The organism is Hydrogenophaga crocea, assembly GCF_011388215.1.
Taxonomy (GTDB): Bacteria; Pseudomonadota; Gammaproteobacteria; order Burkholderiales; family Burkholderiaceae_C; genus Hydrogenophaga; species Hydrogenophaga crocea.
Genome location: NZ_CP049989.1, coordinates 2896847 through 2923842, shown reverse-complemented (window position 1 = coordinate 2923842; position 26996 = coordinate 2896847). Strand labels below are relative to the sequence as shown.

Sequence of the window (26996 nt, the reverse complement as noted above, 5' to 3'; positions counted from 1 at the left end):
GGAAGCCCGCCGCCTATGGTCAACTTAGTTGCGGTTCGGAGAAGGAGCCCAAAGAGCTTTTTGGGTTGGCCAAACGCTCCTCCTCCTCTTCGCGCCGATATGCCAACCGATAGAGGATTGGCAGCACTAGGAGTGTTAATGCTGTCGACGACAGGATGCCACCAATCACCACAGTCGCAAGCGGTCGCTGCACCTCGGCACCCGTCCCGGTCGCAATCGCCATAGGAACAAAGCCGAGAGAGGCCACGAGCGCGGTCATGAGTACTGGGCGGAGCCGCGTGAGAGCGCCTTCGAAGATGGCTTGGTCCAGTGTCGCGCCCCCTTCGCGAAGATTGCGTATGAAAGAAATCATCACCAAGCCGTTGAGGACGGCGACACCCGACAACGCAATAAAGCCAACAGCCGCAGAGATGGACAAGGGTATGCCGCGCATCCAAAGCGCCAGAATGCCTCCAGTCAAGGCAAAGGGGATTCCGGTGAACACAATGAGCCCGTCGCGCACGTTGCCAAACATGGCGAACAACAACGTGAACACCAGAAGAAGCGCCACAGGCACGACGATTTGGAGTCGCTGCGTCGCGGACTGCAAATTCTCAAACTGACCACCCCAGGTCGTCCAATAGCCCGGGGGGATGCGCACCTTCTCCTGCAAGGCAGTTCCGGCCTCTTCCACAAAAGAGCCCATGTCGCGACCGCGCACGTTTGCGCTGACAACGATGCGACGCTTGCCGTCTTCACGACTGACCTGGTTGGGCCCGGGTGCGACTTCGAGAGAGGCTAGCTCCGACAACGGGATAAATGACACGCGCGAGCTTCCGTCTGCCTGAGTTGCCGCGGGCAACGTCACCGGCAGGCGGCGGATAGAGTCCAAATCGGAGCGCATTCGCTCTGGCAACCGAACCATGATATCGAAGCGTCGGTCACCCTCGAAGAGGGTCCCGGCGCTGCGCCCGCCAATGGCCGTTGCGATGGTGTCCTGGATGTCGCCCACGTTAACGCCGTAGCGAGCCGCTTTGTCGCGGTCGATATTGATAGACAACACGGGCAGGCCCGTCGTCTGCTCAACGTTGACCTCACTTGCTCCCGAGATAGAGCCCAGTACGGCCGCAATCTCCTGAGCGGTCTTGTTGAGAACATCCATGTCGTCGCCGAAGACCTTCACGGCAACGTCAGCACGGACCCCCGAAATCAGCTCGTTGAAGCGCAGTTGAATCGGTTGCGAGAACTCGTAGTTGTTGCCAGGCAGCTCTGCCACCCGTTGCTGCACTGCCTCCACCAACTGCTGACGTGTGCGCTTCGGGCTCGGCCATTGGCTCTCAGGCTTGAGCATGACATACGCGTCAGAGATGTTCGGGGGCATCGGGTCAGATGCAATCTCTGCCGTTCCTGTGCGAGCGAACACTCGCTCAATTTCCGGAAACTCCGCCTTCAGGGTTCGCTCCAGTTGTTGCTGCATCTGCACAGACTGGGAGAGGCTGGTCCCGGGAATGCGAAGCGCCTGAATGGCAAAGTCACCTTCGTTCAAGTTCGGGATGAACTCGCTCCCCAGGCGCGTTGCCAGCAAACCAGACAGAACGACCGCGACCCCGGCCACAGTAAGCACGACGGCCTTGGCGTTCATGGCGCGTGTGAGCAACGGGTGATAGGCCCGTCGCGCCCAACCCATGACCCGGTTTTCCTTCTCGCCCACTTTGTTGCCGATGAACAAGGCGACGGCGGCAGGGATAAAGGTGATGGACAGAATCATGGCACCGAGCAACGCAATCACCACGGTGAGCGCCATCGGATGGAACATCTTGCCTTCAACGCCCGTAAGCGCAAAGATGGGCAGGTAGACCACCATGATGATGAGCTGCCCGTAGAGCAACGGTCGACGCGCCTCTTGGGAGGCGGAAAACACTTCGTGAAAGCGTTCTGTACGGGTAAGTGGTCGGCCGAGTCGTTCCTGTGCGTGGGAGAGGCGGCGAACGCAGTTCTCTACGATGACCACCGCCCCATCAACAATGATGCCGAAGTCAAGCGCCCCCAAACTCATCAGGTTCGCGCTGACCTTCTGACTCACCATGCCGGTGAAGGTGAATAGCATGGACAGGGGAATGACCATCGCTGTCAGCAAGGCGGCTCGAATGTTGCCTAAGAAGAGGAACAACACCACGATGACCAGCACCGCGCCTTCAAAGAGGTTCTTCTTGACGGTTGCAATCGCCTTATCAACGAGCACTGTGCGGTCGTAGACAGTGATGGCGTGCACACCGTCCGGAAGATTTCCGTTGATTTCCTCCATCTTCTTGGCGACAGCCTGAGCAACAGTCCGACTGTTTTCGCCAATCAACATGAACACAGTGCCCAGCACGACCTCACGACCGTTGTCCGTGGCCGCGCCTGTTCTCAGGTCTTGACCAATCTCGACTTCGGCCACATCGCGAATGCGAACGGGGGTACCCCCGCTGTTGGCAAGCACCACGTTGCGAAGGTCGTCGAGGCTTCCTGCTTGGCCAGGTGCGCGAATGAGGTACTGCTCGCCTCTGCGCTCGATGTACCCGGCGCCGACGTTGGCATTGTTGCGCTCGAGGGCCTGCACCACATCGTTGAGCGTTAGGCCGTAGGCCAACAGTCGCTCGGGAAGCGGCGCAACTTGAAACTGACGTTCATGGCCACCGATTGAGTTGATTTCCGTGACGCCAGGAACGTTGCGCAGCTGCGGTTTGATAATCCAGTCTTGGATGACCCTTAGGTCAGTCGCCGTGTATGGGGTACCGTCGGGCTTCTTGGCACCATCTTCAGCCTCGACAGTCCACAGGAAGATTTCACCCAGTCCTGTCGATATGGGGCCCACATTGGGCCGGATACCGTCCGGCAGTGCACCCACCGCTCCCTGCAGGCGCTCGTTGACCAACTGGCGGGCAAAATAGATATCCGTTCCGTCCTTGAAGATGACCGTGACCTGGGATAGACCGTAGCGCGAAAGGGAGCGGGTTTGCTGCAGGCCAGGCAGCCCGGCCATGACCGTTTCAATCGGGAAAGTCACGCGCTGCTCGGTCTCCAGGGGGGAGTAGCCCGGAGCGGCCGTGTTGATTTGTACTTGGACGTTCGTGATGTCCGGTACTGCGTCAATGGAGAGACGCTGAAAGTTGTAGACACCCAGGCCGACCATGCCGAGCACGGCGAGCATGACCAGCCACCGTTGCTCGATGGCAAAGCGAATGATTCGTTCAAACATGAATGGGCTGCTTTCAGTGGGCGTGCGTTGCAGAGCCCTTGCCCTGTTCAGATTTCACGACAAAACTGCCATTCGCCGCGTAGGCCTCACCGGCCTTTAGGCCGTCCAGAATCTCGACTCGCTGTCCATCGGAGCGACCGACACGCACGGGTCGAGCTTGAAATCCACCATCTACGCGCACGAAAACGGAAAGCTTGTCTTCTACGGTTTGAAGCGCCGACGAATCGACCGTTACGGCAGATGCCGTATCGTTGTCGTTCGTGAGAACTTCCACCGTGACAAAGAGGCCGGGGCGCCACGCTCCTTTGGGGTTGCTCAGCTCTACGCGAGCGGGAGCGGTGCGGGTCTGCGCTCCGATGAGAGAGCCCACGAAAGCAATCTTCCCTTCGGCGACCACATCCGCAGCGTCTGCCTTGACTCGAACGCGCTCCCCGACCAGTACCTTGGATAGGTCACCGGCGCCAACACTCATCTCCGCCCACACAGTGGACAGGTCCGACAACGTGAACACGTTGGTGTCTTCGCCGACTGCCTCCCCAATTGCGATGTGCTTCTCGACGACCACCGCGTCAAACGGTGCGCGTAGCTCGACTGTTCCCAAGGCGCTGGCGTTCGCCGACGCGCCGAGGGTCTTCAGCTTCTGAGATGCGTTCGCCTGCGCAATTTCCGCTTCGCGCAGGGCTTGCCGCGCCTGCAGAACGTCTTGCTCGGGAGAAATCTTCTGCTCCCACAACGTACGCTCGCGCTCGTAAGTAGCCTGGGCGAGTTCGCGCCTGCGTTGAGCGGCCTGGAGCTCTGAGCGAACTTCAGAGACCGCGCTACTGGAGATGACCGCAAGAACCTGCCCCTTGGAGACCCTCTGACCAAGGTTGGCGCTGACGCGCTCGACGACCCCAGCAGCCCGCGGAACAATGTGCGCGGTTCGGTCTTCGTTGAAGCGGATTTCTCCCGGAAGCTGCAATGACGTTCTGATGACCGCAGAAGAGCTGTCCTTCACTTCGATGTTCGCAGCTGCGATTTGCGCATCCGTCAGCGCCACCTTCTCATCATCGTGCCCGCCGCCCTCCGCACCCTCTTTGGATGCAGAGTCTGATTCTGGCTTCGCATCTCCCTTGGGCGTTTCTTCATGACCATGTCCATCGCCTTCGGCTTCCACAGCCTTCGAGCTTTCTTGCCCGTGACCATGACCATCGCCTTCTGCGTGGCTACCACCCCCTCGAAGGATGAACGCCGCGCCTACAGCCCCAAGGAGCAGAACCACAACAATGATGACTAGGTGCTTTCGGCTCAGTTTCGAGCCGGAGGATTCAGGCGTGTCCATGGCAGATTCAAGGTTGAGAAGTGTTGGTTCCGAGCAGGCGTGCGACATCTGCCACCGCTCGATGTGATTCGCCCATTGAACGCAGGTACTGAGCTCTGGCTTGGAGCAGCGTGCGCTGCGCATCGAGCACATCCAAGAACTCGAACTTTCCAAGCTCGAAGCCTTGAGTAGCGGAGCTGAATGCCAACTCGGCCGCTGGAAGGATTTCTGACCGAACGGCCATCACTTCCTCTGAGGCGATGGAGAGTCGTTGTCGAGCAATGGCAAGGTCAGCGCGGAGCCGAAGCTCGAGCGCACGAGCCTCGTCTTCCGACTTGTCTCGGCGACGAAGCGCCTCGACAAGGTTGCCGCGGTTCGAGTCGAACACAGGAAGTGGGATGGAAACACCTACGATGGCCAGCGAGCGCCCGTCTTGCTGGGCGCGTTGCATGCCTAGGCTCACGGAGATGTCTGGCGTTCGTTTCGCTTGCTCCAGGTCGGCCAAAGCTCGCAGGCGTGCTGTCTCCAATCTGGCCAACCGCATCGTTGGCGAACTCTCCACTCGCGCCTGCAACTCCTCGATGGGGGGTAGCGACGGCAACTGCAGCGCGTTGCCGTCAAGCGCCTGAAAGCTCGGTCCGCCGGCAAGGAGCGCGCGCAGTTCTTGCAACTGGGCGGATAGCTCGCCCTGCGCCTGCGCTAGTTCCAGACGAACATTGGCCTCCGCTACCTTAGACCGCGTCTCTTCCAAAGGGGATACCTTCCCCGCTTGAACCCGCTTCGAAGCCGCCGCGCTGCCTGTCTGCGCAATACCCAGCGACTCTTGCGCCAGACGCACCCGCTCCTGAGACAAGAGAGTTGCCAAGTATGCGGCTGTCACCTCCGACTGCAGTTGTGCGGCCTTCATATCTCGCTGCACACGCGCTGCGTCAAGCGCTCGTTCGGCCGCGGCGATGCGCGCTGCTCGCTTGCCACCCAGTTCAATGGGTTGGCTCAGGGTGACAGTGGTGGTTCGATTCCCAGAACGCAGGTCCTCAACCTCAACATCCAGGGAGGGGTTTTGAAACACTCCCGCCTGCGTCAAAGCGCCCTGAGCAGCTTCCACTTCGCGCATCGCAGCCGAGATGGCCGGATTGTTGTTCTGTGCCAGGCTCCAAGCAGCGCCTAGCGTGAGAGGAAGCGAGTCCGCCGAACGCGTAACCAGTCGATTGTCGGGTCCACCTGCAAGGCCGCTTAACTCCCTAGATGGGGGAATGAAGGTACTTGCCTCCGCCGTCTGCGCTTGCGCAGATGAAATCACCCCCGCCGCCAGCACAAGGGCTAGAGGCACCAACTTACCGGGCATTTAAATCTCCCATTGACCTGGCGAACCAGTGGCTCGACTTGCTTGATGCGTCGAGCGGCCAAAAGCCGGACCTCCTTGAAGGAGCGTCCGGCCAACTCATTCAGTCAGTGAGGAGCCGAATCAACGGCGATAGAGGGGGTTCTTACTCACGTAAACCCGATACCCCTCGCCGGCCAGGCTTGCAGGGGCGAACTTTGCGAGTTCCCAGGAGCGGGCATCCAGTCCGTTGAAGGTCCAGGCGAACTTCTGTCCTCCCGCGCCTTGGAAGACAACGGTTTCGCCGTAGGTGATGTTGGCGTACTTGGTGTTGGTGACATCCACCACGCGGGCCTGGGCTGCTTCGCCGCCAGGTTGGCCGTAAATGGACTGACCGTTGCGGAAGGTCTCGGCAGAGGCAACGCCTGCGAGCGAGCTGGCGAGCGCGACGGAGACGGCGGCAAAACGAAGGGTATGGAGCTTGTTCAAGGTAAACCTCTCAAGTGGGTCAGATGGCCTCAAGACCGAGGCCGTGGTCGCCTCTCGGCACTGACACGCACTTTAGAAAAGTGACCTCAACAGACTGAAGACCGGAGAATGACAAATCAGTCATGTTGGTCTTCTCTCAAAGCATGAGACGGTTCTCACGCCTGCCCGGCGGCTAGGTCAGGACTCCGATGTCTTGGAGCTCCCGAGAACCAATCCCACTTTCGTCACACCTTCTGAGGAGGACGCTATCGGCCGACCACCGTGCATTCGGGCGATGGCCGCCACAATCGCAAGACCGAGCCCGTGGTTGCGATTTGCGTTGCTCCTCGCCATGTCCGCACGAAAAAAGCGGTCAAAGAGGCGGGGAAGCGCTGCTGGTTCGATGGTGCTGCCACGGTTCTCAACTTGGATGGAGACCTCATTCGGCGAGGACGAGTTGATGAGAACGCGGACTTCGGAGCCGGAGCTGGCGTACCTGGACGCGTTGCCAATCAGGTTGGAGAGCGCCCTCTGCAGCAATGAGACATCGAATTCGCCGACTGCATCGCCGACCACGACAAGGCTGAGCCCCGCGTCTTCTAGGGCGGCCTCGTGGTAGTCAGCCACCTGCTTGACCACAGCCGCCAAACTGGGTGTATGAACCCGTCGCGCAACCGCGCCTCGGTCCGCCTGGGAAAGGAACAACATGTCCTGCACGATGCCGGTTATGCGCTGCAGGTCCTCCAGACTCGAGCCGAGGGTATCGCGCAGCTCCTCCACGCTCTTTGCTGAGGAAAGAGCCAGCTCGGCACCGCTTGTCAACGTCGCGAGCGGCGTCATCAGTTCGTGGGCGACGTCAGCATTAAATCCTTCGAGGTGCTCGTAAGAGGCGTCAAGACGGGCAAGAAGGTCATTGAACTGCGCGACAAGAGGCGCCAGCTCACCCGGCTGGTTTGAGCCGTCCAGGCGACGATGCAACGAGTCCGCAGCCAAGCCTTGAACCTGCGTCGACAGCTCTCGCAGGGGCCGAAGTCCCAACCAGACAAGCAGGTAGCCACCACAAGAGACCAGCAATGTGCCACCCAGAGCGGCGAACACCAGAGCCGCGGCGATGCGCTCTAGGAGAGATTGGTCTTTTCGAATGTCCTGCGACAACGTGACCTGAAAAGGTCTGTGGCCGGCGACTGGGGAAGCTAGTTCGAACTCGATGAGTCTGCGCTGAGAGGTGGCGCTCGGAACAACGTCTTCGAAGAACACGGTTCCCTCGGCACGAAGAACCCTGAGACCGAACTCAGAATGTCCGACCTTGAAGTCCCTCAACTTGTGCCCCAACATCTTCTCGTCGCCGGTGCTCAGCGCCTCTGACGCGAAGTGTTCAAGGAGGCCCTTCTTATGAGCCAGTTCTTCCAGCTGGTGGCTCCTGAACGCATAGAAGGTGGCCGCGTAGATGGCAATGCAAACCGCAAGCAATCCGAAAAAGCTCTGCAGGGCTAGCCAAAGAGAGAGCCTGCTACCGAGAGTCTTTGGAACGCGGGAGTTCATTCATCCCGCGCCTCGAGCACGTAGCCCATACCGCGCACCGTGTGTATCAGAGGACGATGAAAGGGCTCGTCGACCTTGGACCTCAAGCGCCGAACCGCAGCGTCTATTACGTTCGTGTTGCTGTCGAAATTCATGTCCCAGACCTGGGCCGCAATCTCGGTGCGCGACAAAACTTGACCTTCATGGCGCATTAGCAGGGACAAAAGCCCGAACTCCTGGACGGTGAGCTGCAGTTTTTGACCGCAACGAGTCGCCTTTCGGCCAATCAGGTCGAGCTCTAGGTCGTGGACCTGGAGAAGACGGACTGGCTCAGGTTCGCTGGGGCCTTTTGTTCGTCGAAGAAGCGCCTGGATACGAGCGGCAAGCTCTGAGAAAGCAAACGGCTTGACGAGGTAGTCATCCGCGCCACTCTGAAGACCTCGAACCCGGTCTTCGACTTTGACTCGAGCAGTCAACATGACGACCGGGGTTCGCTTGCTCTGGCGTAGTGCAGCCAGTAGTCCTAGCCCGTCGATGCCTGGAAGCATTCCGTCCAGGACTATTAAGTCGTAGTCCGACTCCATCGCCAGGTGCAACCCGTCGATTCCGTTGTGAGCAAGGTCTACCACGTAGCCTTCCTCCTGCAAGCCCCTGCGGATGTACTCCGCAAGCTTCACTTCATCCTCGATAACCAGCAGTTTCATGAGCGCCTGTTCTGTCGCCGGCCCACGGTATACCACGGGCCCCAAAAAGAGACTCCAGCAGGCCAAAAAACGTTCACGCGGGCTGCTCGAAGGCAACCCGCGTGAACAAGACCAGCGGCAAGAGCTAGTCAGGGTCCCCGCTCATGGGGCCCATGCAACTTAGAAGATGTGGCGCAGGCCAACCTGGTAACCCGACGAGTTCTCGCCACCCAGCATGCCCGCCGGCGCGGAGCCCAGAACGGAGCTACGCGCCGCGCCCTTGTTGGTGATGCGGCTGAGCGTCGTGTAGACCGCGGTCCGCTTGGACAGGTCGTGCACGTAGCCAATTGCCAGGCGGGTGCTGTCGTCTCCATCCGCATAGCCAGAACCCAGGGGGCCACCCGAGCGGTTGGCACGCGTGTAGCCGGCGCGAATCGTGCCAGTGGCCACAGGGATGCTCGCGCCAATCGAGATGTCTTGCGTCTTGCGCGCACCCCAGGTCTTCACGTCGTACAGGGTATGCAACGTAGCAAAGCCGAAGTTGTAGTTGAACTTGACGTTGTAGTGCTTGAAGTCAGAGGGCGTACCGACGTCGGTAATGCCGTAGGCAATGCCCGCATCCAAGGCTTGGTTCTTGTAGCCAAGCAAGCCACCCGTGTAGCGGTTGCCCACCACGCCTTCACCGGCCGAAATCTGCACCTGGCCGTAGACACCACCCATCGTCGGCAGGAAGTAGCTCACCGCATTGTCGGCACGCACCAGCGTGGTGGCAGCGCTGCCGAGGTTGGAGCCGCCGCCATACAGGAAGATGCCACGCGAGCCAATGCCCACGATGCCAAATTCGTCACCCAGACCGTTGGTGAAGGTGGGCGTGTAGTCGCGACCAAGCCGGACTTCGCCGAAGCCACCGCTCAGGCTCACTGTCGAGCGACGGCCAAAGTACTTGGCAGCGTCAGCCGTGCCGCTGTCCACGTTGAGCTGCGACTCGAGGTGGAAGCTCGCACGCAGACCACCGCCGAGGTCTTCGACGCCTCGCATACCCCAACGGCTGGTCGTGTTGTCGCCAGATGCCATTTGGGTTTCAGAACCGGCCGAACCGTTCTTCACCGAGCGGACCGACGCGTCTACGACGCCGAAAAGCGTCACGGACGACTGGGCGCTGGCCAGGGTGGAAATAGACGCCAGCGCCGCGAGCGCCAGTAAAGTCCTTTTCATATTGCTTGCTCCAAGGTTGGGTTATTGAGCACCTCACAGGTGTCCTCCCGCTTTCTAGGGACCGGAAGAACAGGGTGCGACCGCAAGACTATGGGCGTGCAAGAGAAATGACTGAGTCAAGCGGGCAGGCAAGCGCAATCGCTAGCGAATCCACCAACATCAGACTCACATCGTCACTCTGTGACCACTCGGTGTTGGTTCGGTATCAATGCATCACCGAAATAACTGCCAGATGACTTCTCTGTAACGGACGCGCAAGCATCTCGAAACCGCACTCTCGATAGATTTGGAAGACCTCGAATACGCGCCGCATCGACCCGACGCGCAAACCATCTATTGAGTCGGAGAACATGCGACGACAGGACGTTCAGCTCTTAGCGCTAGCAAGACAAGGTGACCACGACGCGCTTTGCGAAGTTGGTCTGCGCTACCTTAAAGGGGCAAAGGGATTCCCCAAGTACACGGAGTTGGGCCTTGAGTACCTTTCCCATCAAGGCCTGTCGAAGTCGGACCGCGCGCCTCGCATCATTGCCGAGAGCCTTCCACTAGGCGAACTGGTCCAGCGCTCGCAGTTGATAGCACTTACCTCGGCCGCACATCTTGGTTCACGCTCCGCCTGCCTCAAGCTCGGCGTCTGGAGAGCTCTAACCAGGAGTGACCCTGACTCCGCCCGGCGCATGTGGTCGCAGGCGAGTCAGATGGGATGTGAGAACGCCTCTCGGGCCTTGGATGCGTATCACGAAAGCCCGAACCCACTGCTGTCTGCTCTCACCGTTTTGGTTGAACTTCCCGAAGTCGATGTGAGCGCATCGGTGTCTTGGGCTCTAGCGCAAGCCGTGTCCGCCTCCGAAGTACCTCTTCTGTTACGAAACCTAGAGTTCGCAGTCGCACTTCCAGTGGGGAACAACCCGGCGCTTTGCGACGCCGTGTGCGACGCGATGATGAGCCTACAAAGGCTTCGCACGTCAATGCCGGCCTTGGACAGCAGCCGCCTACAGTCGATTCTCGAAGACTGCGTTCGGCGCGGCAACTCCGCTGCAGCGCTCATCCTCGGTCGAGCAATGTGCGGCATCGACACAGCATTTGCTGACTCAACCAACCTGGCACCAAAGCGCAACTTGCGCGGAGGAACGGCACTTCTTCTCCGTGCCGCTGATGCGGGGATGAGCGATGCATGGCTTCTACTCCACCACGTCCATGCGGACGGCCAGGGGTCTGTCGCCAATCCGCAGGCTGCACGCTTCTTCCTGGAGAAAGCCGCCGGCACCGGGAACGTCAATGCACAGCGGCAACTGGGAGCGCTGATTCTCAAATCAGCAATCGACGCCAGCGAGTTCGAGTTGGGCATGCATTGGATGTCTCAGGCCTCCTCCCAGGGAGATGCCATCGCCAAAAGCCTTCTGCGCAGCTTTGTCCTGCCCGTCCATGGCAGTGACCTTGAGGCGGAACGGGCAATCAATGAGGTGATGCGCATCGACCCGTGGGTCGCTCATAAGCTCAGGGCATCGAGGAATTTCGGCTTGACCAAAACGGAGGCCATGAGTGTCGACTTGGTCTCAGGCATCCGGTCCTGGGGATTGGTGGTGTCAAACGACGCTGCCGACCAGAGAATCCGGACCCGCTTCAGCAGGACCATTCCCGCGCTTGAGACAAGGTACATGGAGCAACTGCGTGAGTCCGTCGACTTCATTCGCATGTCTAGCGAGAACGGCGCCATCGTCAATGGAGAACGTCGACAACGGCCTCACACCCTCCGATACGTTCTTGAGCGAATCAGCGTTGACGAATCTGTCTTCTTCGCTCAGGTACCAACGTCGAAGATATCGTCCTTTCGCCAAGGCGCGAGTTGGGCGCACGGAGTTCGCAGCACCCTCCGCTCCGCGCTGGTCAGCACCTAGCCTCCTGACAGGAACGTAATCTCTCCGCGCGACTTTGGTCACCACCTGATTGATACCTTACAGCTGTACTCGCGTACCCGGGCAAGAAGTCTGAGTCCGGAACTCCACAAGGAATCAATCAAATGAAAATTAAGCTCTCCATCGCTGCCCTCTGCATGACCGCCTCGTCCGCGTTTGCTGGTCACGCAGCGCAAGAGGCCGCCAAGAGCATCGTTCCTCTCAAGGACGGTGGCGCTCTTTACGTCTTCAACGATGGCAAGATGGCGAAGGAAGACCGCTATGGCCGCGCGCAGTCGCTCAAGATGAATCAGGTGTTGGAGACTTCGGACGGGAAGTCCATCACTGTGACGAGCAACGAGGTTGCCCTGCTCAACTCGTTGCTGATGGAAGGTCACAGCGGCAACTGACTGCCGCCTCCCCCTATCTGCTTCAGCTCCTAATGGCCAAACTCCAGCACAAACGTGTTGGAGCTCGGCCTTGTCAGCACCTTCACTCCTCCGCGGTGCGCTCTCATGATGGCTTTGGTGATGGCCAACCCAAGGCCCAAGCCTTCACCCGGGTCCCTTGCGTCATTCGGTAGGCGAACAAATCGGTCGAAGAGGGCAGCTTGAGCGTCAGCAGGTATCGGCAGGCCGCGATTGGTGACTGCCAAGCTCACCTGCTCGTACTCAGCCGCTATCTCGATAGTCACCACCGAGTCGGCATCTGCATGTCGAATGGCGTTCGACAGTAGGTTGCTCACGGCGCGTCGAATCATCAGGCGGTCACCCCTTACCCACGCATCCCCCCGCACGTCAAACCTCAGACTCTTGTCGTTTGCCACCTCTTCGTAGAAGTCGACTAGCGAGCGGGACTCACTGGCCAGATTCACTTGCGACACAGATGGCAACGCGTGGAGGTTCTCCGTCTTCGCCAGGAACAGCATGTCTGCAATCGTCCTGGCGAGGTCCTGCAGCTCTTCAGATATTGTTCCCAAGGTGTTCCGGTACTCCGCACTCGACCTGGGTTGAGCCAAGGTGACCTGGGCCGCAGTCAACAAGTTGCTCACAGGCGTCCTCATCTCGTGCGCTAGGTTGGAGGAGAACGAACTCAATCGGTCAAAGTCACTTTGTAAGCGCTCTAACATTCCATTCAATGAACGCGACAGGTCTGACATCTCTGATGGCCATCGACGTGACGGCATCCTCTCCGAGAGGCGGTTCGCGTTGAGCTTCTCTGCTCGGTTCATCATCGCGGTCAGCGGGCTGAGCCCACCGCGGCTTGCAATCCAACCTAGAAGCGTTCCTACCAGGACAGAGAAGACGACATACACAATGGTCTTTGCGGCAAGACTGTCAAGGAAGAGGCTGTGCTGTCGAGTGTCGACCGCTGCTATCACCGACACTCCTTCCTGAGGTTGCCCAGGTAGAGATACATCGAATCTTTGCGCGTAGAGGCTATGTGCCTCATGACGCAACTTCACCAATTTATTGCTCGATGTGAGCGCGTCCAGCATGCTAGACGGAATCTGCATGTCTCCCTGTTCAAATCGACGCCCCTGTCGGTCGGTGATTCCAATGTACAGACCGACATGTCCGCGGGACGAGTACTCCAGCCTGCTTCGCAGCTCCTCCTTTGACGAGCTCAGCTTGGCCATATCTCTGACCAGCTGGACCTTCCCCTGCAGAAGCGACCTGTCTAGCTCATGAAAGCGGTTGCTCGTCTCTCGAAAGACAAGCCACGAGAAGCCAGCCAGAACTAGGACCAGAACTCCGGCAAACAGTGCGGTCAGACGAAAGGTGAGCGACATGGCCTTATCGCGTCATCAGGACTCTGGCTCATCGAGAACATATCCCATTCCACGAATGGTTCTGAGCAGCTTGCAGCTGAAGCCGTCGTCGATTTTTCCTCTCAGACGGCCTACTGCCACGACGATGACATTGCTCTCGCTGTCAAAGTTGATGTCCCACATGAGTGAGGCTATCAATGTCCTCGGAAGCACCTCCCCCTGCCGACGCATGAACAACTCGAGGAGGCCAAACTCTTTGGCGGTCAAGTCAAGACGCTTCCCCGCACGGGTTACCCGACGGCGCACGAGGTCCAGTTGTAGGTCGGCCACCTGAAGCACAGTGTCCTCTTGCATCTGACTTCCTCGGCGAGTTATGGACTTAATCCTCGCGAGGAGCTCGGAGAAGGAGAACGGTTTGACCAGATAGTCGTCTGCACCGAGCTCCAAGCCCTTCACGCGGTCTTCCACGCTGTCTCTCGCTGTCAGGTACAGGACGGGGATTTGCTTCTTCTTACGTCGAAGCGAGCTCAGGACCGACCACCCATCAATGCCTGGCAGGTTGACATCAAGGATGACCAGGTCGTAGTCGCCTTCAGTTGCTTCGTGCAGTCCGTCGACCCCGTTGCGCATCAGCTCAGTGAAGTAGCCCGCTTCTCTAAGACCTTGTCTCAGGTACTCGCCTGTGTGGAGCTCGTCTTCGACTATCAATATCTTCATGCCAACGCCTTCTGTTCGCGGCAGTTTGGCATGTCGTTTTCGCCATTCTTGAAGATGACGAACATGTAATTCATCAGTCAGGGCTGCGTTTTCCTAGCGATAGAAATGCCTCACGTTCGATGTCATCAGAGACCTCTGTTGATGGCTACGAGGCCTAAGGGAGCCGTCTCGACGAGGGTTTTTGCTGGACCAGCGAGCGCTCCAAGTCCTTGTCACGCCGCGTCATCAAGCCCTTGTTCGCGGCAGCCGCTCCCAGGCATCCCACGCTTCGCATGTTCTCCAAGCCGCTCCCTCAGGCACCATCAAGGGTTACCCCATGCGGGCAGTCACTTAGAGATACCGCTGAGTTCCTTTGGACGTTGCGTTCTCCATACACGTCGCCCGTGTTGCGACCAACCCGACTCGCGCTTTCCGCTCGAACTCGGTTCTCTTCAGACGGGACACACCTCCTTCAACAAGATGTGTATGCGGCTTACGAGACGGAACTGGACGATGGTTCACAACTGCAACTCCAGGCCGCTCAACTCAACCCACATTGAAGGTCACCAATGAAGCTCAATCTCTCCCAGGTCGTTGCTGCCACCTGCCTGGCTTCTCTGCCCGTCATCGCCAGCGCCGAACTCAGCGCCAACATCAGTTTGGCAAGCAACTACAAGACCCGCGGTCAGGACCAGGACCTCCGCAAGGGCCAGCTGCGCCCAGCTCTCCAGGGTGGCTTTGACTACAGCCACTCGAGCGGCTTCTATGCCGGCAACTGGAATTCCACGGTCAACTTCTCTACGGGTGCGGATGGTCCGACGGCGAATCTCGAAAGCGATTTCTATGCCGGCTACAAGCTGTCCAGCGGCTACCTATCCTGGGACTTCGGCGCTATCCGCTACCAGTACACGGGTGCGAGTGCGGCCAACACCAATGAACTCTACGTTGGCTTGGGCATCGGCCCTGTGGTTGCCAAGTACTACCACACGGTGTCTACCGATTACTTCAACGCGGCCGGAGCTGCCGGCGGCTCCGGTCTGAAGGGCAAAGGGACGGGGTACCTGAACGTGTCATACGCCCAAGAAATCATGCCCGCGCTGACATTGAAGGCATCAGTGGGCTACACCTCCTACAGCAGTGACATCTCCGCTCCCAACTATGTCGACTACAGCATCGGCGCGGCTTACGACCTTGGCGACGGGTTCTCTGTTTCGGGCGCGCTGGTGGGCGCTACTCGGAAGAACGACTACCTCGGCAAGGCCGACGGCAAGTCGGTCAATGCGAACACCGTGGTTGTGATGTTTACCAAGGCGATGTAAGACTGGCTATCTACGTCGAACAGACCAACAAAAAGGGCCCTGCGTCGCTAGACGCAGGGCCTTAACCCACTGGGAAGCACAAAATGGAGCAAGCGTGGCGCAACGCCGAAGCGAAGCGCCCTTGAAAATCAGAACGTGTGACGCACGCCGACCGAGTAGCCAGTTGCGCTGTCGCCGGCAGCAATCAGCGGGGCGGTCAAGGACGAAGAGGAGACCGCGAAGCCGCGCGATGCATTGTTGTCGTTGCTCACGCGGGCAAGCATGCCGTACACCACGGTGCGCTTGGACAACTTGTGAAAGTAGCCCAGAGCCAGCTTGGAGGAATCCGCGTCGTCAACATTCTGGGTGTTGAAGCGCGTGTAACCGACACGGAATTCACCGGCCTGACCGAGGGGAGCCGAGGCACCTAGGGTGTATGCGTTCACGCCTCGACCCGCGCCGCGCTCCGTCGCAATCAGGACCATGGGTTTGACCACTCCGAAGTCGTAGGAGGCGCCGATGTTGGTGGCCTTGTAAGTCACCGCAGTAGCGGCAGTTCCCGCGTCGAGCTGAGCATAGCCGAGCGCCACCTCAAGAGGGCTCGCCTGGTACGAAACGCGGGCCGAGACGATATTGCCACGGTCGTTGTTCGGCTGATTGCTCGGACGCTCACCAAACGAGTACTGCAGCTGCCCTTGGAGTCCGCCAATGTTAGGGCTGATGTAGGCGATGATGTTGCTCGAGCGCTTGGGGTGGCTTCCTTCCGCAGTACCTTCAGCTGCCGCGGCGCCACCCAACATGTTGTTCAGGCCATTGCCACCAACGCCGATGTCGCCAAAGGGGTCGAAGGACTCGACGTTGAGGTACGAGGCGAGCTTGTCGCGACCCAGACGAACTTCACCGAAGCCACCAAGAAGGCTGATGGTGGAGCGGCGGTCAAAGCGGTAGGAGGTGCCACCGTTATCCACAGCAAGCGAGCCTTCAAGCCAGAAGCCTGCTTTTAGGCCACCGCCAAGGTCCTCGATGCCTCGGAAGCCCAACCGGCTGCTGGACTGCTCGCCGCTTGCCAGGCCCGTGACATTGGCGCTGTCGCTCGAGAGGCGGGTGACCGATGCGTCGACGACGCCAAACATGGTGACGCTGCTTTGCGCGGAGGCGGCTGCACAGGTTGCCAGGACCGATAGGACGATGAGGGTGTGTTTCATGTCGTTCGTTGCTTCACTATTGGATTGAGCTGCGCTCCAGAGCGGGACAATTCGTATCCAGACTCTGAAACCAACATCTCTTTGTGAGATGCCACGAACGAGTAGACCCAGCGTATATGACAGTACGGGGTCAAAGAAGAGCTTGGCGCCCTCGGCACCACAACTTTTTTTAGTATCTAACTTGAATGTGACGCGAAAGTGACTTTGACGATACGTTCGAGCGACCGCACGCCCCGTACTGAAGAATCCGCTGTGTAGCTCCAATAGGTGGGCTCCAAGAAATGAGGCAGGCTCTATGTCCCAACAGTCCCGGAACAGCACCGAAACTCACGACCAACACGACCACCCTCCCGGTGACTCGAGCGCTCATAGAGGTCACTCACACGGGGGGGTCTTCGGGCCCAACACTGAAGCGGTGTTCGCTGTCTTGTGCGGCACGATGCTCGCTGCAGGTGTTCTTGTTGAGAAGTTCGCGCCCGGCGCGCCCTCTTGGGCAGCGCTAGCCTGCTACCTGAGCGCCTACTTCTTTGGTGGCTTCTACACAGTCCAAGAGGCCATCGAGAATCTGCGAAAAAGGCGATTCGAGATTGACACGTTGATGCTGGTCGCAGCGGCGGGCGCGGCCGCCTTAGGCTCCTGGGCTGAGGGCTCCCTTCTGCTGTTTCTCTTCAGCCTAGGCCACGCTCTGGAGAACTACGCGATGGGTCGGGCGAAGCGCGCAATCGAAGCCCTGGCTGAGCTCGCGCCGGAAACGGCAACTGTGCGTCGTGGAGACGGAGTCGAAGAAGTTTCAGTCGCGGACTTGGCGGTAGGCGACATCGTCTTGGTGCGCCCCAACGAGCGTCTCGCCGCGGACGGCTTCATCGTTGTCGGCTCAACCAGCATCGACCAGGCCCCCGTGACCGGTGAAAGTATTCCTGTAGACAAGCGCCCCGTGACCGACCCCGTCTCAGCGCGCGCCCGTCCCGAAAGCATTGACGCTGCATCGCGCGTGTTCTCAGGAACAATCAATGGAGCGAACGGCATCGAAGTGGAAGTGACTCGCCGCTCGACAGACTCCACACTTGCAAGGGTCGTCAAGATGGTGAGCGAGGCGGAGACACGAAAGTCCGCCACGCAGCGCTTTACCGATAAGTTCGAACGCGTGTTCGTCCCTGCAGTTTTGGTGTTGGCCGTACTGTTGCTGTTTGCATGGGTGGTGGTCGACGAGCCGTTTCGCGACAGCTTCTATCGAGCGATGGCAGTGCTGGTCGCAGCAAGCCCGTGTGCCTTGGCAATTGCGACACCGAGCGCGGTGCTCTCAGGTATTGCAAGAGCTGCCCGTGGTGGAGTTCTTATCAAAGGTGGCGCGCCGCTAGAAGAGCTTGGCTCGCTGAACGCGATGGCTTTCGACAAGACGGGTACGCTGACCGAGGGCAGGCCGCGCATCACAGACGTCATACCAGCAGCCGGAGTCAGCGAGGCTGAGCTCCTTACCGTTGCCGTGGCGGTGGAGTCACTCAGCGACCATCCATTGGCGGCAGCCATTGCGCGAGATGGGAGGCAACGTCTTGCAAACGTCAACTCAAACATCCCTGAGGCCAGTGACTTGGAGAACCTGATTGGTCGGGGTGTCAAGGCTCGCTTCCAAGGGGAGCCGGTCTGGATTGGCAAGGCCGAACTGTTCGGTACCGACGGCGTGGCTCCTCTAGGCGCTGCAGCGGCGAATGCTATTTCCACGCTGCGCGACCATGGGCGCACCAGCATGGTGATTCGACTAGGAGAGCGGGACTTGGGAGCCATTGGTTTGATGGACACGCCTCGCGCCGGTGCCACCGAGACGCTGCAAAGGTTGCGCTCCCTCGGCATCGGCCGAATGGTCATGGTTTCCGGCGACCATCAGAAGGTCGCAAGCGCCGTCGCAGCGCAGGTGGGCCTAGATGAGGCATGGGGTGACCTAATGCCTGAAGGCAAGGTCCATGCAATCCGAAAGCTCCGTGCAGAAGCCAAGGTCGCAATGGTGGGCGACGGAGTCAACGACGCGCCCGCGATGGCCAACGCAACAGTAGGCATTGCCATGGGAGCTGCCGGCTCAGATGTGGCGCTTGAGACCGCAGATGTCGCCCTTATGGCGGATAAGCTGGAAGTGCTCCCGTTCGCAGTGGGCCTCAGCCGTCAAACCCACTCCATCATCCGTCAAAACGTCTTTGTGAGCTTGGGCATCGTTGCCTTCCTGGTGCCAGCCACCATCATGGGTCTCGGCATCGGTCCTGCGGTCGCCGTGCACGAGGGCTCCACCTTGTTAGTGGTATTCAACGCCTTGCGCCTACTTGCATATCGCAAGTCATAGTTGGGGGGGAACCTCCACGTGAAGAGCGCGCAGTCTTGCAGTTGCGAGCCATTCATTACCCAGGAGAACCATGCTGCCGCGCGTGAAACCTCATGCAGCCGCCTCCAGCATCTTGACGACTTCTCTCTTTCCCACCCCGCGTAGCGCAAGTACCTTGGCCTTTTGCTTCTCGCGCGGCTCCACTTGGCCAGACTCCCACTTGTAGACCGACAGGCTGGAGACACCAAGTAACGTCGCCATTTGCGCTTGTGTAAGGCCGAGCTTGGCTCTCATCGCGGCGAATGCCTCAGCGTTGTAGACGACTTTCCGCCCAGGCTTGGCACGTGGCTCGTCATTTGTTGAACGCATCACTGCGCCGGCACCGGTTCCCACCGCTTTTAGCCTGCGAGCTAGGTCCTTGTTCTCGGACTGAAGGCTCTTCAAGTCTCGCTTAAGAGCCGCAATTTCGCTGCGATGCCCTGCAGTCGTTTTGCGCAGCAAGGTCAGCTCGCTCTTCAGCTCTTTACGAGCTACCCGTGCGATTTCTCGCTTCAGTGAGTCGGCGAATGTAGTCATTGGATTTTTCAGTAAAGTTGGTCAGGGTAGCAGACGGCAAGACATGTTTAGGTTGAACTACGTCTAACCCCTCGATACTCACGGTCGGTTTCCTTAGAAGGGCGCAGGCGAAAGGAGCACCATGGTGGGACCAGGTCCGCGGTAAACCTGTCGACCAGTCGCCGCGACCCGAACCGCCTAGAAATCTGGAGATGCCTTTCCGACGCGGTAGGCGTCAGGCGTCAGGCGCCAGCTCCAGCGCGCGCTGCTCCATGAACGACGGGGGTGGTCCAGGAACGAGTAGTAATGTTGAACGCTTCACAGCGGCATTCTGTCGCTCTTCCGAGGGGCTCACAATGTGCAATCTTTACGGGACGCCGAGATGGACCGTTCAAGCTTTTCGCGGGACAGAACCGCAAAGTCTTCCCGGTGCTGCCCTACTGGGCTGCTGCCGCTTGTGGTCCCCTCGATTTCCTGAGCCAGTCAGAAGTAGAGGTTGGGGAACAGTTTGACACGGTACTCAACCGGTGGGATTCGGCCGAGAGCTTCATGGGGTCGGTGGTGGTTGTAGCGGTGCAGCCAGTCGGCCGTCATGTCGCGCACTTCCTGCAAGCTGTTGAACACGTAGCAGTCGAGCACCTCGGTGCGGTAGGTCTTGTTGAATCGTTCGACATAGGCGTTTTGCGTGGGCTTTCCGGGTTGGATGTGCTGCAAGGCGATGCCCTTGTTCTGAGCCCACTGGGCCAGGGCGTGCGCGATGAACTCGGGGCCGTTGTCCAGGCGAATCGACAGCGGCGCACCGTGCACCTCCACCAGTTCATTCAAGGCCCGGATGACGCGCGCAGCCGGCAGGCTGGTGTCGACCTCGATGCGCAGGCCTTCACGGTTGAACTCGTCGATGACGTTGAAGGTCCTGAAGCGCCGCCCCGACCACAGCGCGTCTGCCATGAAGTCGCAGCTCCAGCCCTGGTTGGGCTGGCCGGCGGCGTGCAGGGGCTGTTTGATGCGCGCAGGCAGCCGCTTCTTGCCGCGCCGGGGCAGGTTCAGCCGCAGTTCGCAGTACACGCGCCAGAGCACCGTCTTGCCCCAGGGCTTGCCCTGATGGCGGGCGCTGTCGTACAGCAGCCCGAAGCCGTGGCGCGGGTTCAATGTCATGTAGGCCTGGATGAAGGTGATGACCCCGGAGTCGTCGCGTGCGACGGGCCGGTAACGCAGCGTGGAGCGGGCAATGCCGCTGGCCTGGCAGGCCCGTCGCTCGCTCATGCCATGCTCGGCCACGAGGGCCTGCACGACCATCTCGCGACGCTCCGGGGTCAGAGCTTTCGGTCAACGACATCCTTGAGTGCGTGGTGCATGAGCGCCAGGTCTGCGTACATGCGTTTGAGCTTGGCGTTCTCGTCCTGCAGCTGGCGCAGCTGCGACAGGTGCGAAACCGTCATGCCCGAGAACTGGCTCTTCCACTTGTAGTACGTCGGCTCGCTCACGCCGTGCTTCCTGCACGTCTCGCCGACCTTCGCACCCATCTCGACCTCCTTGAGGATGCCGACTATCTGCGCTTCACTGAATCTGGACTTCGTCATGTAGAGACTCCGCTTGGGGGGATTCTCTACCTCCGGGTGGTTCAGGTTTTCGAGGGGACCACAAGCCGGGGACGACCAGACGCGGGGCGGCTCATCAAGCTTTCTCACCGGTTTTGAGATTTCTCATATCCATTGAGAAAACGTGAGAAGCCCGTGCGCTCCGGAACCATCGCAAAGCTCGCGGTGTGGTCCAAGTCGCACGGAAACCCCTGCCCGCAGCCCCCGGCTTGGGCCCTGACATAGCGCGCAACGCATTGAAAACATTGGATTCACCTATCGGAATGCGTTTTCCACTTTTGGTAGGTGAATTGGTCAATGTCACCGGCAAGGGCTGCCCCTTGCAGGTGGGTATTGCCAAGGCGATGGCCTCAAAGGGGTAGGTAAGCCCTGGAGCGCCGAAGCAACTCAGCGTCAAACAGACGAATCCATTCACGGTTGGTGAAGCCGGAGCATCCTAGCCTGAGCATCGGGCCATACGGTCCTGTGCCTGTCAGCAGGTGGCACCGCGCATTCAGGATGTGCGAGGTGCTCATCGACCCCAAACGCACGGCTGTTCCGTCGGCGCACTCCCACTCGGGTGTCAACATGTCGTTCTCCTACTCCACGACGCAGCGGGCGGTATTGCGTCTGGCTCTTCAGGCATCGAGTCCCGGTACCCGCCGCGCGCTAAGCACCCGCGAAAGCCTTGCGCACGTTGCAACGAGCTCTACCAATTCGCCCCGCTTGAGCGAACTCCAGTCACCCTCGAAAGAATCCCGCCGAACAACGAGCTGTTGCCCGTCTGCATCCTCGGCCAGGAGGTAGTCGGGGTCGACGTCCAGCCCAAGCACTGTTGCCACTACTCGCCTAGTGGGTTGGTCTTGCATGGTCGTCGTCCACTACTGGAAAAACGCAGCCGGTTGAGGATTCCAACGAGGACAAGTCGCTCAGGTGAACTTGTTTTGAGGAGGGTCCCGCCACATCAATACGCGACGATGCACGTGCGCGTTGGTTCAGCGTAGCAAAGCTGCCTTCTCCGCGGCGCCAACTTGACGAACGGATGGAGATTGATAGTGGAAGTTCGCCACGTGTTGGTGGACGCAACGCGAACTCCGCCAACCTTTGATGGACTGCCTCGTCAGATGCAGTCGTATCTGGACCTTTTGGCCGCCAAAGCGAGTGGACAAGCGCAGCCAGTCCTTGGCTGAATCCACATCGAAGCCCTCGGAAACGAGGGCTTTTTTGTTGCGCGCGCTGAAGCCATCATGGCGTACCTTCACTGCCTCTGCGTGCACCATGAGCCCCTCTGACGACGCCTCCCTGGTCCTGGTCGAACGCCCGCAGTCGGGCTGCGCCCTGGTCATCCTCAACCGTCCGCGCGTGCGCAACGCGCTGTCCATGGCATTGCGGCGCCAACTGGTTCAGGTCTTTGCTGACCTGCGCGAAGACACCGCGCTGCGCGCGGTGGTGCTCACGGGCGCGGGCGATGCCTTTTGCGCGGGTCTGGACCTCAAGGAACTCGGCGGCGCGCGCGACCCCGGCAGCACCATCCAGTCAGGCCCGCAGGAAGACCCCACCCACGCCATCAAGGACTTCCCCTGGCCGGTGATCGCCGCGGTCAATGGTCCGGCCATCACGGGTGGCTTCGAGCTTGCGCTGGCCTGCGACTTCCTGGTTGCCTCGACCCGGGCGCGTTTTGCCGACACGCATGCGCGTGTGGGCGTGATGCCGGGCTGGGGCCTGTCGCAGAAGCTTCAGCGCCTGATCGGTGTGGGGCGCGCCAAGGAAATGGCCTTCACGGGCAATTTCATCGACGCGCAGCAGGCCTTGGCCTGGGGCCTGGTGAACCGTGTGGTGACGCCTGAGGCGCTGCTGTCGCAGAGCCTGCAGCTCGCGGCCGACATGGCGGGTGTGCTGCCGCAGGCCTTGCGCACCTACAAGGCGCTGATTGACGAGGGCGGCGCGCTGCCGCTGGGCGAGGCCTTGCAACTCGAGCGCGAGCGTTGCAAGCAATGGGCGCAGCGCATGGACGCTGGCGCGGTCGAGGCGCAGCGCCAGGCCGTGATCGAGCGCGGCCGCGGACAGACCTGAAGGCCCGGGCCGGGGGCCGCTCAGGGTATGGCGGCGAGTGCGTCTAGCACGGCCGTGGCGTTCAGGTGATCGGTGAGGGCGCGCGGGCCGGTATCGCGCAGCGGAGGCACCAGGCCGAGACAGGGTGCGGCGATGTGGGCACGCAGGGCCGAGAGGTTTTCTCGCGCCCACGGCATTTCGGGGGGCAGGGTGTTGCCCACCCAGCCCGCCAGCGGCAGGCGGCGCGCGCGGATCGCGTCCGCGCTGAGCAAGGCATGGTTGAGGCAACCCAGGCGCAGCCCCACCACCAGCACCACGGGCAGACCGAGCGCGGCCGCAAGGTCGGCGCTGTCCCAGGTGTCGGTGAGCGGCACGCGCCAGCCGCCCACCCCTTCCACCACCACGCAGTCGGCGCGCGCCGCGGCGCGGCGCACCGCGTCGAGCACCGCGTGCGGCGCGATCGCCGCGCCTTCGAGCGCGGCCGCGATGTGGGGCGCACACGCGGCGCGCAGCTGCAGCGGGCCGATGTCGGCCTCGTCCAGCGGCAGCGCACAGGCTTCGCGCAGCCGCAGCACATCGGCATTGATCCAGCGGCCGTCGATGTGCTCCAGTCCTGCGGCCACAGGCTTGACCGGCGCCACCCGCCAGCCGTGCTGCTGCAGCAGCCAGACCAGGCCCGCGCTCACCACCGTCTTGCCCACGCCGGTGTCGGTGCCGGTGACGAAGAAGCCCCTCATCGCCCCGCCGGCCTCGCGGGCGGAGACCAGCCGTGCGCGCAGGCCTGCAGCGCCTGGAGCAGCCGGTCGACGTCGTCGCGGGTGTGCCCGGCGCACAGCGTGATGCGCAGGCGGGCCGTGCCCGCCGGCACCGAAGGCGGCCGGATGCCGGCCACGCGGATTCCGGCGCGCGCCAGGCGTTCGCTCAGGTCCATGGCCGCGGCGTTGTCGCCCACGATCAGCGGTTGCACCGGCGTGTCGGTGCGGGGCGCGTGCCAACCCAGCGCCGGGTGTTGCGCGCACAGCCGGGCGAGGCCCGCATGCAGGCGCGATTGCAGCAGCGCCAGCCGCTCGCGCCGCACGCTGCCATCGGGGCCTTCGATGAGGTCGAGGCTCGTGAGCTGCGCCTGGACCAGTGCGGGCGGCACGGCGGTGCTGAAGAGGTGGGCGCGCGCGGCCTGCAGCAGGTACTCGCCCACCGTGGGCTCGGCCACCACGAAGGCGCCGGCCAGGCCCGCGGCCTTGCCCAGCGTGCCCATGAGGATCAGGCGCGGGCTCGACAGGCCGAGCCGCTCGAGCGTGCCGCGGCCGCGGGCACCCAGCACGCCGAAGCCGTGGGCGTCGTCCACCACCACCCACGCGTCGAAACGTTCGGCCAGCATCAGGATGTCGGCCAGCGGCGCGATGTCGCCATCCATGCTGAACACCGCGTCGGTGGCGATGAGCTTGATGCGGGCCTGGCTTTGCATGAGCTGCGCACGCAGCGTGCACAGGTCGGCGTGCGGATAGGGCGTGACCCGCGCGCGCGACAGGCGTGCTCCGTCGATGAGCGAGGCGTGGTTCAGGCGCTCCGAAAAGATCTCGGTGTCGGCATCGCACAGCGTGGACAGCACCGCGATGTTGGCCATGTAGCCGCACGAGAAGCCCAGCACGCGCGCGCCCGGGATGTGCGGTGCGTACCAGGCCGCAAGCCGCTCTTCGAGCCGGTGGTGCAGTTCGCTGTGGCCGCTCACCAGGGGCGAGGCGCCCGCGCCCGCGCCGTGGTGTTGCGCGCCGTCGGCCAGGGCCTGCACCAGCGCGGGGTGCGAGGCCAGGCCCAGGTAGTCGTTGGCGCAGAACATCAGCAGCTCACGCTTGCCACCGTCGGGGCGGCGCATGGTCTGGCGTGTGGCTGTGGGTGTCTGCGCGCGGTGGCGTTCGCGCCGTTCGCCGCGCGCCTCGATTGCGGCCAGCCGCGCCTTCAGGTGCTCAATCAACATGGTTCAGGGTGTCGCGCACGGCGGCCGACAGAAAGGCCGCGGCGGGCCGGTCGATGAGGTAGGGCGGCATCATGTACACGGTGGACCCGATGGGCCGGATCAGCAGCTCGCGCTCGCGCGCGGCCCGGTGGAAGCGCTCGGCGAAACCGGGCGCGGCATCGGCCACGTCGAAGGCCAGGATGCTGCCCTGCTGGCGCAGGTGGCGCACGCGCGGGTGCTGTGCAAAGTCCGCGAATGCCTCTGCCAGCAGCGCGGCCTGGGCGGCGTTGCGCTCCAGCACGCCGTCGTGGGCGAAACGGTCGAGCACCGCGTTGGCGGCGGCGCAGGCCAGCGGGTTGCCGGTGTAGGAATGCGAGTGCAGGAAGCCGCGCGCGGTGTCTTCGCTCCAGAAGCTGCGGTAGACCTCGTCGGTGGTGAGCACCACGGACAAGGGCAGGGTGCCGCCGCTCAGCCCCTTGGCCAGCAGGATGAAGTCGGGCCAGTCGGTGCGCGCCTGCTCGAACGCGAAGAAGCTGCCGGTGCGGCCGCAGCCCACGGCGATCTCGTCGGCGATCAGGTGCACGCCGTGCGCGCTGCACAGCGCGCGCACGCCGCGCAGGTACGAGGGGCGGTGCATCACCATGCCCGCGGCGCACTGCACCAGCGGCTCGACGATGAGGGCTGCGATCTGATCGTGGCGGCGCTGCAGCAGCCGTTCCAGCTCGCGCAAGGCCGCGGCCTCCTGCGCCGGGCCCGCGCGGCTGTCGGGCGAGGCCACCACATGGGCGCGCAGCAGCAGCGGGTCGTAGGCGTCGCGAAACAGCGCCACGTCGGTCACCGCGAGCGCGCCCAGGGTCTCGCCGTGGTAGCCGTTGCGCAGGCAGACGAAGCCGCGCTTGCCGCTGAGGCCGCGGTTGCGCCAGCTGTGAAAGCTCATCTTGAGCGCAATCTCCACGGCCGAGGCGCCGTCGCTGGCGAAGAAACAGTGGCCCAGCGCACCGCCCGTGAGCGCCGACAGCTTCTCGCCCAACAGCACCGCGGGCGGGTGCGTGCAGCCCGCGAGCATGGCGTGCGGCAGCTGGTCGAGCTGATTGCGGATCGCCAGGTTGAGGCCGGCGTCGCTGTGGCCGAAGAGGTTGACCCACCACGAGCTGTTGGCGTCGTAGTAGCGCCGGCCCGCGGCGTCGAACAGCCAGGGCCCTTCGCCGCGCAGCAGGGGCAGCGGCGGCGTGCGCGCGGCGCGCGCCATCTGCGTGCAGGGGTGCCACAGCGCGGCGAGGCTGCGCCGCTGCCAGGGCTCGTTGGCCTGCGGGGACGGGTGGGCTGGCCGGGTGTCGGGGGGCGCTGCGCTCATGGGGGCCCGGTTGTAGCCGAGCCCACCGCGTTCCCGCGCGGCCGTTCATGATGATTCGATCGCGGATCGGCCCGTCCGCGCGCGGGCGCCTCAGCCGCCTTCGTCGCGCGCCTGCGCGTAGCGCGCGAGGCCGCCGAGCACGACCGACATGCCGGCCTGGCCGATCTCGGCCGCCATCTCGGCCTGCGCCGCGGCCACGGCCTGGCCGAACGCGTCGAGCCAGGCCAGGCCGGCCACGGTGAAACAGACCACGCGCGCGCGCTTGTCGGCGGGATCGGGCTGGCGCTCGACCAGGCCCAGCGCCTCGCACTGGTCGATGAGTTCGGTCATGGCGGCGTTGGTCATGGCCGCGCGGCGTGCGAGCTCGGTGATGCGCGTGCCGTGCAGGTCGAGGTGGCGCGTGAGGTTCACGTGCGAGCGCCGGGTCTGCGTCTGGCCGGCCTCGCGCAACAGCTCGAGCACGCGCTCTTCGAAGCGGCGCAGCGCGTTGTCGAGCACGCGGCCCGGGTTGTGCTGGCGCCAGCGGAAGTCGTCGTCGGGGGCGGAGGGCGGGCTCATGCTGGGGCTAACCCGGATGCGGGCGGCATTATGCTTAGGTAACCT

21 protein-coding genes are annotated in these 26996 nt (G+C 61.7%); 5 read left to right on the top strand and 16 right to left on the bottom strand.

Features of this window, described 5'->3' with window-relative positions:
- Positions 1-19: 19 nt before the first annotated feature.
- The 7 genes from G9Q37_RS13735 to G9Q37_RS13705 form a co-directional block, all read right to left on the bottom strand.
- Positions 20-3220, bottom strand: coding sequence for an efflux RND transporter permease subunit (locus tag G9Q37_RS13735; protein ID WP_166227912.1), 3201 nt, complete (start codon positions 3218-3220; stop codon positions 20-22).
- A gap of 13 nt (positions 3221-3233) precedes the next feature.
- Entirely contained in the window at positions 3234-4541 is a 1308-nt protein-coding gene (locus tag G9Q37_RS13730) for an efflux RND transporter periplasmic adaptor subunit (protein ID WP_166227910.1), read from the bottom strand.
- 7 nt (positions 4542-4548) lie between these two features.
- Positions 4549-5865: a TolC family protein gene (locus tag G9Q37_RS13725; protein WP_166227908.1), complete on the bottom strand. Its 1317-nt coding sequence runs from the start codon at positions 5863-5865 to the stop codon at positions 4549-4551.
- Positions 5866-5985: 120 nt separating this feature from the next.
- The gene (locus G9Q37_RS13720) at positions 5986-6330 is read right to left on the bottom strand and encodes a CzcE family metal-binding protein (protein WP_166227906.1); all 345 of its coding nucleotides are present in this window, start codon (positions 6328-6330) and stop codon (positions 5986-5988) included.
- Between the two features lie 177 nt (positions 6331-6507).
- Positions 6508-7851 carry a heavy metal sensor histidine kinase gene (locus tag G9Q37_RS13715; protein ID WP_166227904.1) on the bottom strand — a complete coding sequence of 448 codons (1344 nt, stop codon included), beginning with the start codon at positions 7849-7851 and terminating at the stop codon, positions 6508-6510.
- A complete protein-coding gene (locus tag G9Q37_RS13710; RefSeq protein WP_166227902.1) occupies positions 7848-8534 on the bottom strand; it encodes a heavy metal response regulator transcription factor in 687 nt (228 codons plus the stop codon). The genes G9Q37_RS13715 and G9Q37_RS13710 overlap by 4 nt, the downstream gene beginning before the upstream one ends.
- 159 nt (positions 8535-8693) lie before the next feature.
- Complete coding sequence (locus tag G9Q37_RS13705; RefSeq protein ID WP_166227899.1) at positions 8694-9728, bottom strand: porin; 1035 nt, start codon at positions 9726-9728, stop codon at positions 8694-8696.
- A gap of 977 nt (positions 9729-10705) precedes the next feature.
- On the opposite strand from G9Q37_RS13705, the gene G9Q37_RS13700 reads away from it, so the two are divergent.
- Positions 10706-11626, top strand: coding sequence for a tetratricopeptide repeat protein (locus G9Q37_RS13700; protein ID WP_166227897.1), 921 nt, complete (start codon positions 10706-10708; stop codon positions 11624-11626).
- A gap of 122 nt (positions 11627-11748) precedes the next feature.
- The gene (locus tag G9Q37_RS13695) at positions 11749-12033 is read left to right on the top strand and encodes a CopK family periplasmic copper-binding protein (RefSeq protein ID WP_166227895.1); all 285 of its coding nucleotides are present in this window, start codon (positions 11749-11751) and stop codon (positions 12031-12033) included.
- Positions 12034-12062: 29 nt separating this feature from the next.
- Here the strand turns inward: G9Q37_RS13695 and G9Q37_RS13690 are convergent, their stop codons facing one another.
- Positions 12063-13415, bottom strand: coding sequence for a heavy metal sensor histidine kinase (locus tag G9Q37_RS13690; RefSeq protein WP_166227893.1), 1353 nt, complete (start codon positions 13413-13415; stop codon positions 12063-12065).
- 15 nt (positions 13416-13430) lie between these two features.
- Positions 13431-14111: a heavy metal response regulator transcription factor gene (locus tag G9Q37_RS13685; RefSeq protein WP_166227891.1), complete on the bottom strand. Its 681-nt coding sequence runs from the start codon at positions 14109-14111 to the stop codon at positions 13431-13433.
- Between the two features lie 548 nt (positions 14112-14659).
- On the opposite strand from G9Q37_RS13685, the gene G9Q37_RS13680 reads away from it, so the two are divergent.
- The gene (locus G9Q37_RS13680) at positions 14660-15409 is read left to right on the top strand and encodes a TorF family putative porin (protein WP_166227889.1); all 750 of its coding nucleotides are present in this window, start codon (positions 14660-14662) and stop codon (positions 15407-15409) included.
- 128 nt (positions 15410-15537) lie between these two features.
- Here the strand turns inward: G9Q37_RS13680 and G9Q37_RS13675 are convergent, their stop codons facing one another.
- Complete coding sequence (locus G9Q37_RS13675) at positions 15538-16593, bottom strand: porin (protein WP_166227887.1); 1056 nt, start codon at positions 16591-16593, stop codon at positions 15538-15540.
- 295 nt (positions 16594-16888) lie between these two features.
- Here G9Q37_RS13675 and G9Q37_RS13670 point away from each other — a divergent pair, with 295 nt between their 5' ends.
- Positions 16889-18922 (top strand): heavy metal translocating P-type ATPase, encoded by a 2034-nt coding sequence (locus G9Q37_RS13670; protein WP_166227885.1) that lies wholly within the window; start codon positions 16889-16891, stop codon positions 18920-18922.
- 90 nt (positions 18923-19012) lie between these two features.
- Here the strand turns inward: G9Q37_RS13670 and G9Q37_RS13665 are convergent, their stop codons facing one another.
- Both G9Q37_RS13665 and G9Q37_RS13660 read right to left on the bottom strand, forming a co-directional pair.
- A complete protein-coding gene (locus G9Q37_RS13665; protein ID WP_166227883.1) occupies positions 19013-19477 on the bottom strand; it encodes a helix-turn-helix domain-containing protein in 465 nt (154 codons plus the stop codon).
- A gap of 462 nt (positions 19478-19939) precedes the next feature.
- Positions 19940-21036, bottom strand: a protein-coding gene (locus tag G9Q37_RS13660; RefSeq protein ID WP_240936390.1) for an IS3 family transposase whose coding sequence is annotated in 2 segments (ribosomal slippage) — positions 19940-20784 and positions 20784-21036 — 1098 coding nt in all. Because the reading frame shifts where the segments join, the coding sequence is not laid out codon by codon here.
- Positions 21037-22311: 1275 nt separating this feature from the next.
- Here G9Q37_RS13660 and G9Q37_RS13655 point away from each other — a divergent pair.
- Positions 22312-23106: an enoyl-CoA hydratase gene (locus G9Q37_RS13655; RefSeq protein ID WP_166227881.1), complete on the top strand. Its 795-nt coding sequence runs from the start codon at positions 22312-22314 to the stop codon at positions 23104-23106.
- Positions 23107-23126: 20 nt separating this feature from the next.
- Here the strand turns inward: G9Q37_RS13655 and bioD are convergent, their stop codons facing one another.
- The 4 genes from bioD to G9Q37_RS13635 form a co-directional block, all read right to left on the bottom strand.
- Entirely contained in the window at positions 23127-23822 is a 696-nt protein-coding gene (bioD, locus tag G9Q37_RS13650; protein ID WP_166227879.1) for a dethiobiotin synthase, read from the bottom strand.
- Positions 23819-25060, bottom strand: a complete 1242-nt coding sequence (locus tag G9Q37_RS13645) for an aminotransferase class I/II-fold pyridoxal phosphate-dependent enzyme (protein WP_166227877.1) — start codon at positions 25058-25060, stop codon at positions 23819-23821. Before G9Q37_RS13645 ends, bioD begins: the two co-directional genes overlap by 4 nt.
- Positions 25050-26393 (bottom strand): adenosylmethionine--8-amino-7-oxononanoate transaminase, encoded by a 1344-nt coding sequence (gene bioA / locus G9Q37_RS13640; protein ID WP_166227876.1) that lies wholly within the window; start codon positions 26391-26393, stop codon positions 25050-25052. The genes G9Q37_RS13645 and bioA overlap by 11 nt, the downstream gene beginning before the upstream one ends.
- A 90-nt stretch (positions 26394-26483) precedes the next feature.
- Positions 26484-26951, bottom strand: a complete 468-nt coding sequence (locus G9Q37_RS13635; RefSeq protein ID WP_166227874.1) for a MarR family winged helix-turn-helix transcriptional regulator — start codon at positions 26949-26951, stop codon at positions 26484-26486.
- Positions 26952-26996: the final 45 nt, after the last annotated feature.

What these genes read in the sequence shown, in the direction of transcription:
- G9Q37_RS13735 (WP_166227912.1), bottom strand. Translation starts at nt 3,220, where the DNA reads ATGTTTGAACGAATCATTCGCTTTGCCATCGAGCAACGGTGGCTGGTC.
- G9Q37_RS13730 (WP_166227910.1), bottom strand. Translation starts at nt 4,541, where the DNA reads ATGGACACGCCTGAATCCTCCGGCTCGAAACTGAGCCGAAAGCACCTA.
- G9Q37_RS13725 (WP_166227908.1), bottom strand. Translation starts at nt 5,865, where the DNA reads ATGCCCGGTAAGTTGGTGCCTCTAGCCCTTGTGCTGGCGGCGGGGGTG.
- G9Q37_RS13715 (WP_166227904.1), bottom strand. Translation starts at nt 7,851, where the DNA reads ATGAACTCCCGCGTTCCAAAGACTCTCGGTAGCAGGCTCTCTCTTTGG.
- G9Q37_RS13710 (WP_166227902.1), bottom strand. Translation starts at nt 8,534, where the DNA reads ATGAAACTGCTGGTTATCGAGGATGAAGTGAAGCTTGCGGAGTACATC.
- G9Q37_RS13705 (WP_166227899.1), bottom strand. Translation starts at nt 9,728, where the DNA reads ATGAAAAGGACTTTACTGGCGCTCGCGGCGCTGGCGTCTATTTCCACC.
- G9Q37_RS13695 (WP_166227895.1), top strand. Translation starts at nt 11,749, where the DNA reads ATGAAAATTAAGCTCTCCATCGCTGCCCTCTGCATGACCGCCTCGTCC.
- G9Q37_RS13690 (WP_166227893.1), bottom strand. Translation starts at nt 13,415, where the DNA reads ATGTCGCTCACCTTTCGTCTGACCGCACTGTTTGCCGGAGTTCTGGTC.
- G9Q37_RS13685 (WP_166227891.1), bottom strand. Translation starts at nt 14,111, where the DNA reads ATGAAGATATTGATAGTCGAAGACGAGCTCCACACAGGCGAGTACCTG.
- G9Q37_RS13680 (WP_166227889.1), top strand. Translation starts at nt 14,660, where the DNA reads ATGAAGCTCAATCTCTCCCAGGTCGTTGCTGCCACCTGCCTGGCTTCT.
- G9Q37_RS13675 (WP_166227887.1), bottom strand. Translation starts at nt 16,593, where the DNA reads ATGAAACACACCCTCATCGTCCTATCGGTCCTGGCAACCTGTGCAGCC.
- G9Q37_RS13670 (WP_166227885.1), top strand. Translation starts at nt 16,889, where the DNA reads ATGTCCCAACAGTCCCGGAACAGCACCGAAACTCACGACCAACACGAC.
- G9Q37_RS13665 (WP_166227883.1), bottom strand. Translation starts at nt 19,477, where the DNA reads ATGACTACATTCGCCGACTCACTGAAGCGAGAAATCGCACGGGTAGCT.
- G9Q37_RS13655 (WP_166227881.1), top strand. Translation starts at nt 22,312, where the DNA reads ATGAGCCCCTCTGACGACGCCTCCCTGGTCCTGGTCGAACGCCCGCAG.
- bioD (WP_166227879.1), bottom strand. Translation starts at nt 23,822, where the DNA reads ATGAGGGGCTTCTTCGTCACCGGCACCGACACCGGCGTGGGCAAGACG.
- G9Q37_RS13645 (WP_166227877.1), bottom strand. Translation starts at nt 25,060, where the DNA reads ATGTTGATTGAGCACCTGAAGGCGCGGCTGGCCGCAATCGAGGCGCGC.
- bioA (WP_166227876.1), bottom strand. Translation starts at nt 26,393, where the DNA reads ATGAGCGCAGCGCCCCCCGACACCCGGCCAGCCCACCCGTCCCCGCAG.
- G9Q37_RS13635 (WP_166227874.1), bottom strand. Translation starts at nt 26,951, where the DNA reads ATGAGCCCGCCCTCCGCCCCCGACGACGACTTCCGCTGGCGCCAGCAC.